An 8,788-nucleotide genomic window follows, 5' to 3' on the forward strand; every position below is an offset into this window, starting at 1 on the left:
AGGTTCTTGTAATAATATTTTTTTATTTTCAAATGAATTTAATATACAGTAAAAAGCCTCATACATACCATTAACAGATATAATATTATCCTTATCAATATTAAGATTATTCGCCATAGCTAAATCTAATTCTTTGGCACTATAATCTGGAAAAAGCCTAAAAGATTCTATATCAAAACTCTCAAGCTCTTTTATAATATTTTTTGAAGGTTTATATGGGTTTTCATTTTTATCTAAATAAATTTCTTTTCTTTCTTTTTTCATAACAATTATTATATATTAAAAGACATATAAAAACAAATTAGTTTAATAAATATTAATATTTGGAAGTAGATTATATATTGAAGTAGAAATAGTATCTTCAAAATATTTTTTTATTTCAAATACTTTTTTCCATCTTAATGCACTTTGCGGAAATGTACCATATCTCAAAGCCGCATCAACAAATCTCTTTTCTAATAAACAAAAACCATCAGGCAAAGCAAGACTATCGCATAATTGAATAAGCAAATCATAATCATCATATTGAACATTTTCTAAAAACTCTTTAATAAAATTATAGTCTTCATCACTCATATCAAAAGCACCTATTGCACTATTAATGTCTTTTATCATAAAAGCATGACTTATACATATTTGAGCCATCTTCTCCCAGCCATAATTGATGCAATATTTATACCCATCAATTAAATGCCTCTCAGCACTTATGCCTGTATATCTGCCTATATCATGCAGTAAACCAAATATATACGCATTATCTTCATTGAGTTTTTTATCAGAAGGACTTTTTTTATTATATTCACTTGATATAATCCTAGCAGCCTTTGCTACATATCTTGAATGATTAGCCCAAGGAGTTGGATTTAATTTGTAAGCCTTATTTAATTCATACTCGGCTCTATCTAAATCTAATATTTCCATAAATGTTTTTATTAATTTAATAAATAAAAAAGCGAGCTAAAAATTAATAGCCCGCTTATTTTATAAAAAATCAATTATTTTGAATTTTTGCTTGTTGTATCCATTCCAGATATACTGTAACGCATTTCAGTATCAGCCATTACATTTTTCATGTTGTAATAATCTAATACTCCAATATTTCCTTTTTTCAAAGCTTCAGCAATAGCAAGCGGCAACTGACTTTCTGCCTCAACAACTTTAGCCTTCATCTCTTCAACTTGAGCTTTCATCTCCTGTTCACGGGCAATAGCCATAACGCGTCTCTCTTCAGCTTTAGCCTGAGCAATTTTCTTATCAGCCTCAGCTTGGTCAATTTGTAAAACAGCACCAATATTGCTTCCAACGTCCACATCAGCAATATCTATAGAAAGTATCTCAAAAGCAGTACCAGAATCAAGCCCCTTAGCAGAAACAACCTGTGATATTCTATCAGGATTTTCTAATACCTCTTTGTGTGTAGCAGCACTACCAATAGTAGTAACAATACCCTCGCCTACCCTAGCAATGATAGTTTCTTCTCCAGCACCGCCAACAAGTCTGTTAATGTTTGTTCTAACAGTAACCCTAGCAGTAGCTTTTACCTGTATACCGTCTTTAGCAACAGCAGCAATTAATGGAGTAGCTATAACTCTAGGAGAAACTGATGTTCTTATAGCATCAACTAAATCTCTACCAGCTAAGTCTATAGCAGCAGCTCTCTCAAAGCTTAAATCTAATGAAGCTTTATCAGCAGCAATCAAAGCATCAGCAACAGCAGTAGGGTTACCACCAGCTAAATAATGTGCCTCAAGTTCATTGCTGTTTATTTTTAATCCTGCCTTCCATAGCTTAATTTGATTCAATACTATTAAAGAAGGATTAACTCTCCTCAAACGCATAGTAAGTAAAGTAATTATACTAATTCTCACCCCAGAAAATAAAGCAGTAATCCATAAACCTAATGGGAAAAATCTAAAGAAAATAATTAAAAATATTACTATAATTATTATTCCAACAAACATAGGTGCTATTCCAGCCCCCCAAAATAAATCAAACATCATAATCTCCTTAATTTTTATTTTTTTCTCTATCTTTTAATTATGAACATAAGTTCCTATATTTTCGCCTTTAATAGCCTTTGTAATATTGCCCATTTTATTCATGTTAAACACCCTAATAGGCATATTATTATCATTAGCCATAGCAAAAGCAGTCATATCCATAACGCGTAAGTTTTGATTAATAGCCTCTTTAAAAGTAATATCATTATACATAACAGCATCTTTATTTGTTTTAGGGTCTTTATTGTAAACGCCATCAACATTAGTGCCCTTTAATACAATAGAAGCACCAATCTCTAAAGCTCTCAATATAGAAGTGCTGTCTGTAGTAAAGTAAGGATTAGATGTACCTCCTGCTATTATAAGCACATTACCTCTTTCTAATATACGAATAGCCTTATCTCTTTCAAATCCCTCAATCATGCCTTCAATATTGAAAGCAGAAAGTATTTGTGTAGGAGTACCAGCAGCCATAAATCTGTCTTTCAAAGCAATGGCATTCATTATAGTAGCAAGCATACCCATAGAATCCGCTGTAGCTCTCACCATACCTGTTTTGTTAGAAAGCTGCATTCCTCTAAATATGTTGCCTCCTCCCACAACAACAGCTATTTGAGTATTGTTTCCAGCCTCTTTCATCTCCATAGCTATTCTGTCTACAACATTATTATCTATACCATAGTCCTTTTCGCCAAGCAAAGCTTCACCTGATATTTTAAGAAGCACAGTTTGTTTCATAAAACAATTTTCCTTTTTTTGTAATTAAATTTATATGATTATACTTTATTTTTTTTCTATTATCAAGCAAAAAAGTTATTATAATTTATTTATGAGTATACATTTTAATATTTATTTGAAATTATATTTTAAACATAAAAAAGTGCCTGAAATATAATATCAGACACTTTTTTAATAAACTAATTAACTATTATTTTTTAACAATATTAAAAGTACTAGCTTCTTGTCCTGATGATTTTACAGTACCAGTTTTATCATCAGTAAATGTAAAAGTAACTTCATCTGTTTGACCATTTTCTGAAAAAGCAGCTTTAAATGTAGTATCATTTTCTTTTACAACATCAGTTCCGTTTACAGTTGCTACCACTGTTGTTCCATTTAAAGCATCAATACTTCCGTCTTGTTTTATTTCATATACAGGATTAGCATCTATACCTTCTTGATACCATTTTCCTACATATTGAGAATCTTTTAAAGGTGCTACTGGGTCTGTAGTTTTATTGTTACAAGACATTGCAAAAAAGATTAATAATAATGAAAAGATAGTTAATAATTTTTTGTTCATAATATAATTCTCCTTATAAAAAATATTAATATAATTGAAAATTTTCGAGGTATTATAACATATTAATATCAAAAATTAAAGAAAAAATATGAAAAAATTATATTTAATAGTAAAAAATATTTATTCTATAATTCAGGAGCATGGTCGCCCTTATATTCTCCGTCTGGGTGTTTGGTGCATTTTAATGAGGTTAAAAGCCTTATAGTTTTATACTGATAGCCGCAATATTTACAAGTGTACATCTCTTTTTCTGTGCCTTCATAAAGCTTATGCCTATTTAAATAAGGTCCTTCCAAAGCTTTTTCGCATCTTTGTGATAATAGTTCATTTAAATTTTTAAAAGTTAAACCGCATCTTTCACAGTAGAGAGTCTGCTTATTTCTAGACATAGATAAAATAAAAAAAATAGATAATATAAATAATAATAATTTTACTCTCATAAATTATTCTGATAAAATATCTTTATATTTAGAATCCTTAAACTCAATACAAGGCTTTGAGCTTAGCATATGTATAGCAGTTATAAGTGAATAGCTAATCCAAGCTTTTTTTTCATCTGGCTTAGATGAAGAGGATTCATTTTTTTTAAGAAGCTCATTTAATGACTTTGCTATATCATCAATATGTTCTTCAAAAAACTCCTCGCACTCATCACAAGTGTCCATTGTAGCCTGTCCTGCAACATCATCTATTTTCTTGCCGCACCATACACAATTAACTGCCATTATACACACACTCCTATTATATTAAGAAAGAATAATATTTAACATTACCCTCAACGTCCATAGCCTCTATAGTAATAGATGATATATTTTCATCTTCTATAGTAATAGTAAAACTCTCATTCATAGAATCTAATATTCTATCATCTGGAACTATATATAACCATTCATTGTTAATAGTAGAATATCTTACTGTTTTTAAGAATGATAATTTATCAGATAATTTAAATGTAATTTTTCTGATATTTCCTTCAGAAACAGATTTAAAATCAAGCAACTCTGGAGCTTCATTATCATATTTTACATTAAATACCTCAAGAGATTTTGTTTTAATATCTCCCACAGGATTATCATATTTATCGCTTGCAGTTATTCTAAAATCATAAATACCAGAAGGAAGCAAATAAGACTTAAACTTATAATATTGATTTTCTATATTGTCAGCAATAAGCTTATAATTTTGCTCGCCTTTTAATCTATATTCCAAAGTATATGTTAGTTTATCTCCGTTAGGGTCAGTTCCCTTCCAATATACCATAGCTTCCTGTTCTTCTAACTGAGGAGTTTTATTTTCAGCAGAATCATTTTGCTGTCTGTAATATGTAGCCAAACCTCCATTAATAACATCAGGAGCTAAATTATTTTCTACATAAGTAAAATCCATAGAACTTAATACAGGGCTTATCTCTGGATTTGTAGTTTTCATTGTAACTTTGTATTGTAAAAATCTTCCGTCAGGAGCTTCTATTTTACCGTTATTGTTTACAACAGGTTTAAACTCGCTCCAAGTTTCATCAACTCTAGCAACATTTCCGCTTCTCATCTCTATAGTAACGCTTGAACCCTCTGGTGTAGTAGTTACAGCATTTAAACTTCCAAATTTGCTAAGCACTCTCAAATCTAATGTATCGCTTGTAAAAGTGCCTTCTGTTGGATATTCATTGTCCATTTTATATATTTCACCAGTTTTTGATATTGCAAAATAAAGTCCATTATCTGTAGCAGCAAAAGTGGATAATATCTTGTTTCTTAAGCCGCCTATATATGATAATAAACCGTCATCTCCATTTATTCTATAAACATCAGCAGAGTCGCCTGTAACAAAATATATATTATTGTTGTTGTCGCTGCTTAAAGCAAATACTAATGTTTGATTTAAGAAGAAAAGTCTTTGAACTGTGCCGTTTGTATCTGCTTTGTATAGAGAGTTTCTAAACTCTTTATCGCTGTCTTCTACTGTTTTACCACTGTCTATTATAGAAGGAAGTATTAAATATGAAGGCTCTCTTGTGGCTGTACCAAAATATAAATTACCTATATTATCCATAGTGATAGCATATACTTCATTTTGTGCTGTATCATAAAGCACATTATATGAAGGGTTTTCAACATTTGTAGATAAATCAATATATAATACTAAGCCCCTTCCAGCAGTGCCTACATATAATTTATTTTGCTTTTTATCATAATATAATGACATAGCATGCTGTTCTTCTGTTTTCAATATTTCAGTAATCTTTCCGTCAGAAGATACTTTTAATACTCTTGCATTGTTGCCGCCTGCAGCTAAATATAAATTGCCATTAGCATCAAACTTCATATCCCATATATAAGTATCATCAACATCTTTAGACCAAATCTCTTTTCCGTTACTGTCATATTTCATAATTTTAGCATAAGGTCCAACTGCCGCATAAACATTACCAGCATCATCTGTAATTACAGCAGTAAAAGCATTGTCATTATCAGATTTTATAAAAAGGCTGAAATTAGTTTCATTAGCCCTTTTTTTATATAACTCAGCACCATTTCCGCTTATAGCAGCATACATGCTTCCGTCTTTAGCAGGATAGATTTTCCATATATATTTGCCGTCTATAGAACTTTCTTTCTCTATTAGAGGAGCTAAACTCAAAGAACCTTGCTCTGTAAGCATTATTCCATTGTAAAGTCCATTATCATAAAAACCTTTTTTTGTGCTTGCATAACTTCTTGTTACAACAGCAAAAACATTGGAAGATGATAATATTAGTATAGTTTGCAGTATAAAAATTATCTTAGCGATTTTCATATTTTTTAGCCCCTTCAATTATTATATCTATTTTCATTAAACCAAGTATAGAATATGGCATATTATAATTTCCATTTATATCAGTAATAACAGCAGCCTTATCTGATGTAGCATCTTTTGCCATTACACCATATTTAGACATAGGAAGCGTTGGATAAGAATATTCCCCTATCTGAACTCCCCTCGATGATGAATATAGCCAAACCTTTAATGCCTTATCATCATAAGACTTGCTATAATATTTCATCACATCATCTAAACTTCTAATTTTATATTTATTCGGCATAAATAATTTTTGTGCATAAGCATATATATATTCATTAGCAGCATATATAGAATAAACATCAGTATTAAGATTAACAGGCAATTTTACAGGTATATCTACATAAGTTTTTTCTTTGCCGTAAGGAGTAACACCAACTCTTAAATGTATAGTCTCACCTGCAACAGCTCTAGGTTCTAATAATGTAATATCATTAATAAAACCATATTCCAAATTACTTCTTTTTACAGATAATTTAATAGATTTTATAGCTACCCTATTAAAGTTATTGTATATAAAGAAATCTATAGGAGCTACAAGCTGATTAATAGCCTCTCTAAAAGCATCTTTTGAAGAATAAGAAAGTATTCTCTCTTCTATTTTATAAGGCTCATCAAAATAATCAGTTTCAATCTCATAGCTTATGCTAAACACCCCTTCCTCTTCGCTTCCTGCAGTAGAACTAATAGCCTCATATATAGCCATAGAAAGAAGCTGAGAAAAATATGTAGGGTCATTTAATACTCTTAAATTAAAATCTCTGTTTAAAAAGTTCTGGTCTTCAACTTTAAGACTAACAGGTATCATAGTATCTTCAGGCACTTCACCATATACACCAGACACCCCAAAAGTGCCGTCATAAACAGTATAACCCAAATAATTAGAATAAGCAGCACCAATTTTAAAAGAAGAAGCAACAGAAGCCACTATATGATTAATATAAGCCCTTGAAACAGGAGCTCTCAAATGTCCTTTACCCCACATAGAGTGCCCAAAAAGCAAAAACTTCTCATCATCAGTATGCGAAACAGTACCAACTCCCGCTATAGATAAATCTCCATCAACCAAAACTATAGCAACAGAATCACCAAACAAAAACTTGCTGCTTTGATTAGTGTCTGATACAGTTCCACCAGCTTGCATAGGGTAAAAGCCCATCTCTTTAAACTTTGAAGAATATTCATTAAAAGAATTAGCATTAAACCCAGAAAACATTAAAGGAGTCTGTAAAGCATTTCCAGCCTTTAATCCTGTAGGTCTTACATTAGTATCATTATATAATTTATACATCTCTTCTATAGGAGTAACACCCGCAATAGGGTCTTTAGAATAATTCCAACCAAAAGCCAAAGCACCTGCTATTTTACCATCAAAATATATAGGTGAACCGCTCATTCCTGCAACAGTGCCAGAATGCTCTAAATTAAGTCCCTCTAACTGTATAAGTATAGCGTCGCTTCCATTCCACATCTTTCTTAATACAGATATTACTTTTACTTTAAATGGCTCTACATTTGTACCATGTATTACTGTGTAGCCTACCCCTTCCATACCCTCTTTTATTTCACTCATAGGTATTACCTCTGGATTATCTGGAGGCATTGGAGGAAGATTTTCTTCTTCTTGTGCGAATAATAAATTAAATGATAATACAAAAATTATAAATGCTATTTTTCTCATAATGTCCATATCTAATAATTTGAATTTTATAAATAATAATAACCTATATTTTACATAATAATAAAAAATTATATAATAGTTTTTTATTTTATACAAACACTTTTAAACAATAATAAAACTGCTTGACTTAGTTATAAATGTTGTTTATCATTGCATCATTAAAAAATTATATTAAATTATTTTCTTATAATATTATAATTTTTTATTAAGGACTTTATATATTAGGAGTAAAATTATGGCAAGAGTGAAGTTTATGCAATATGAAGAAGCTCAAGGCAAAGTAAAAGAGGCTTTTGATTATCAATTAAAAAAAAGTGGAAGTGTAACAAACATGAAAAAAGCACTTTTAAATGATTATGCAACATATGAAGCATTTATGGGTTGGTATGTATCTTTTGAAAGATTGGTAGAAGTTGTAGGCAAAAGAGCTGCTATGATATTAGCACATAGTGTTTCTACTACAAATGGCTGTATGCTTTGTTCTTTATTTTTTATAAGAGATTTAAAAGCTATAGGCGATGACCCTAAAAATCTTAAATTAGATGAAAAAGAAAAACTATTATCAGAATTAGGCAAACAAATGGTAAAAGACCCTAATGGTGTAACTGATGAACTTATGAATAATTTAAAAAAATATTTTAATGATTCTGAAATAGTTACTATAGTAGGTTTTGCAGCTCAAATGATGGCTACTAACAATTTTAATGCTGTACTTCAAATAGATTTAGATGAATCATTGGTAGGCATTGCTAATGAATTTGAAAAAGAAACTTGGAGAGCTAAGAACAATTAATTTTATTTTTTTGAAATTAAATAACAAGAGCTTTTATTAATAACTCTTGTTATTTTTTTGTATATGCTGAAACAAATATAGTTTGTCATAGAATTTATTTTTTCAACTTTTTCCCATAGCTACGCACCCACAGGCACTTCCTTCGGTCGCTCTGCGGACTTCGTCAAAGTTGCAAA

Annotated in this window: 9 protein-coding genes and 1 pseudogene; 1 reads left to right on the forward strand and 9 read right to left on the reverse strand. The window is 30.3% G+C overall.

Going from position 1 to position 8,788, the window contains the following annotated elements:
• The 9 genes and pseudogenes from E6A48_RS10740 to E6A48_RS10780 all read right to left on the reverse strand — a co-directional run.
• Positions 1-264, reverse strand: a pseudogene (locus E6A48_RS10740) (aminotransferase class I/II-fold pyridoxal phosphate-dependent enzyme); the annotation flags it as partial.
• Positions 265-306: 42 nt separating this feature from the next.
• Positions 307-921, reverse strand: coding sequence for an HD domain-containing protein (locus E6A48_RS10745; protein WP_219710232.1), 615 nt, complete (start codon positions 919-921; stop codon positions 307-309).
• A 74-nt stretch (positions 922-995) separates the two neighbouring features.
• Complete coding sequence (floA, locus tag E6A48_RS10750; protein ID WP_219710234.1) at positions 996-1,997, reverse strand: flotillin-like protein FloA; 1,002 nt, start codon at positions 1,995-1,997, stop codon at positions 996-998.
• 36 nt (positions 1,998-2,033) lie between these two features.
• Positions 2,034-2,738, reverse strand: a complete 705-nt coding sequence (gene pyrH, locus E6A48_RS10755; RefSeq protein WP_219710236.1) for a UMP kinase — start codon at positions 2,736-2,738, stop codon at positions 2,034-2,036.
• A gap of 190 nt (positions 2,739-2,928) precedes the next feature.
• Positions 2,929-3,303 (reverse strand): hypothetical protein, encoded by a 375-nt coding sequence (locus tag E6A48_RS10760; protein ID WP_219710238.1) that lies wholly within the window; start codon positions 3,301-3,303, stop codon positions 2,929-2,931.
• Between the two features lie 125 nt (positions 3,304-3,428).
• A complete protein-coding gene (locus E6A48_RS10765) occupies positions 3,429-3,743 on the reverse strand; it encodes a hypothetical protein (RefSeq protein ID WP_219710240.1) in 315 nt (104 codons plus the stop codon).
• Positions 3,744-3,746: 3 nt separating this feature from the next.
• Entirely contained in the window at positions 3,747-4,028 is a 282-nt protein-coding gene (locus tag E6A48_RS10770) for a hypothetical protein (protein ID WP_101503786.1), read from the reverse strand.
• Between the two features lie 16 nt (positions 4,029-4,044).
• Positions 4,045-6,096 (reverse strand): ligand-binding sensor domain-containing protein, encoded by a 2,052-nt coding sequence (locus E6A48_RS10775; RefSeq protein ID WP_219710242.1) that lies wholly within the window; start codon positions 6,094-6,096, stop codon positions 4,045-4,047.
• Positions 6,083-7,828: a SpoIVB peptidase S55 domain-containing protein gene (locus E6A48_RS10780; protein ID WP_219710244.1), complete on the reverse strand. Its 1,746-nt coding sequence runs from the start codon at positions 7,826-7,828 to the stop codon at positions 6,083-6,085. The genes E6A48_RS10775 and E6A48_RS10780 overlap by 14 nt, the downstream gene beginning before the upstream one ends.
• 226 nt (positions 7,829-8,054) lie before the next feature.
• Between E6A48_RS10780 and E6A48_RS10785 the strand changes: the two genes are divergently transcribed.
• Positions 8,055-8,612 carry a carboxymuconolactone decarboxylase family protein gene (locus tag E6A48_RS10785; RefSeq protein ID WP_014933539.1) on the forward strand — a complete coding sequence of 186 codons (558 nt, stop codon included), beginning with the start codon at positions 8,055-8,057 and terminating at the stop codon, positions 8,610-8,612.
• Positions 8,613-8,788 lie beyond the last annotated feature (176 nt).

Origin of the sequence: Brachyspira pilosicoli, assembly GCF_019402445.1 — a bacterium.
GTDB lineage: Bacteria > Spirochaetota > Brachyspiria > Brachyspirales > Brachyspiraceae > Brachyspira > Brachyspira pilosicoli_B.

What these genes read in the sequence shown, in the direction of transcription:
- E6A48_RS10745 (WP_219710232.1), bottom strand. Translation starts at nt 921, where the DNA reads ATGGAAATATTAGATTTAGATAGAGCCGAGTATGAATTAAATAAGGCT.
- floA (WP_219710234.1), bottom strand. Translation starts at nt 1,997, where the DNA reads ATGTTTGATTTATTTTGGGGGGCTGGAATAGCACCTATGTTTGTTGGA.
- pyrH (WP_219710236.1), bottom strand. Translation starts at nt 2,738, where the DNA reads ATGAAACAAACTGTGCTTCTTAAAATATCAGGTGAAGCTTTGCTTGGC.
- E6A48_RS10760 (WP_219710238.1), bottom strand. Translation starts at nt 3,303, where the DNA reads ATGAACAAAAAATTATTAACTATCTTTTCATTATTATTAATCTTTTTT.
- E6A48_RS10765 (WP_219710240.1), bottom strand. Translation starts at nt 3,743, where the DNA reads ATGAGAGTAAAATTATTATTATTTATATTATCTATTTTTTTTATTTTA.
- E6A48_RS10770 (WP_101503786.1), bottom strand. Translation starts at nt 4,028, where the DNA reads ATGGCAGTTAATTGTGTATGGTGCGGCAAGAAAATAGATGATGTTGCA.
- E6A48_RS10775 (WP_219710242.1), bottom strand. Translation starts at nt 6,096, where the DNA reads ATGAAAATCGCTAAGATAATTTTTATACTGCAAACTATACTAATATTA.
- E6A48_RS10780 (WP_219710244.1), bottom strand. Translation starts at nt 7,828, where the DNA reads ATGGACATTATGAGAAAAATAGCATTTATAATTTTTGTATTATCATTT.
- E6A48_RS10785 (WP_014933539.1), top strand. Translation starts at nt 8,055, where the DNA reads ATGGCAAGAGTGAAGTTTATGCAATATGAAGAAGCTCAAGGCAAAGTA.